Origin of the sequence: Rhodohalobacter halophilus, from assembly GCF_001715195.1 — a bacterium.
GTDB classification, from domain to species: Bacteria; Bacteroidota; Rhodothermia; order Balneolales; family Balneolaceae; genus Rhodohalobacter; species Rhodohalobacter halophilus.
This window is the reverse complement of the sequence record NZ_MDWE01000079.1, coordinates 1-716: the sequence shown is the minus strand read 5'-3', so window position 1 is coordinate 716 and position 716 is coordinate 1. Positions and strand designations below refer to the sequence as shown.

Here is a 716-nt window from a genome sequence, read left to right as displayed (position 1 = left end):
ATACCCACTGCAATTCTTAGGTTACAATTATCATTTCAGCAAATCGTTGTTTTTCTGTGCTATGGTTACGATACTACAGACAGAGTTTAATTTAATTCCACAGAATTATGGAAAAAGCCGTTTTAAAAAAAGAAGTTGAAAATATGCTCAAAGATCTTCCCGATGATGCTGATTGGGATGATGTGATGTACAAAATTTATGTCCGTCAATCTATCGAGCAAGGACTCAAGGATTCCGAAGCTGGTCGCACTGTTTCTCATGAAGAAATCAAAAAGAAATACAAGCTGGCCGAATGAGAATTGACTGGACAGAGAAGGCAGAAAAACAACTCGATCAAATTTTCCAGTATATAGCTTCAGACTCCACACTTTATGCGCATCGTACTGTTGGTCAAATAATCGAAGAAGCTGAAAATATTTCTCCTCATCCTCGAAAAGGTCGCAAAGTTCCAGAATATGAAAGAGACGACATTCGAGAAGTATTTCATCATCCCTATCGTATCATCTATTTGCTGAAAGATGATGCCATTGAGATACTTAGTGTAATTCATGGAGCACGGCTTTTACCAGACGATCCCAAGTAGTAGTGGGCATAACCCGCGCATTAAGCGGACGTGCCTCGCCCTACCCTGCCGGTTTTGGTTTACTCAATTTCTGTAGTACATTTTGTTTTTAAATTAACGTTGGCCTGCACGCCGCTTATGCGCAATGTGTGTG

At 40.1% G+C, this 716-nt stretch carries 2 protein-coding genes; both read left to right on the top strand.

Going from position 1 to position 716, the window contains the following annotated elements; genetic code table 11:
* Positions 1–107: 107 nt before the first annotated feature.
* On the top strand, positions 108–296 hold the full coding sequence (locus BG260_RS13750) for a hypothetical protein (RefSeq protein WP_069133531.1): 189 nt from the start codon (positions 108–110) through the stop codon (positions 294–296).
* On the top strand, positions 293–583 hold the full coding sequence (locus BG260_RS13745; RefSeq protein ID WP_069133530.1) for a type II toxin-antitoxin system RelE/ParE family toxin: 291 nt from the start codon (positions 293–295) through the stop codon (positions 581–583). The genes BG260_RS13750 and BG260_RS13745 overlap by 4 nt, the downstream gene beginning before the upstream one ends.
* The last annotated feature ends 133 nt before the right edge of the window (positions 584–716 follow it).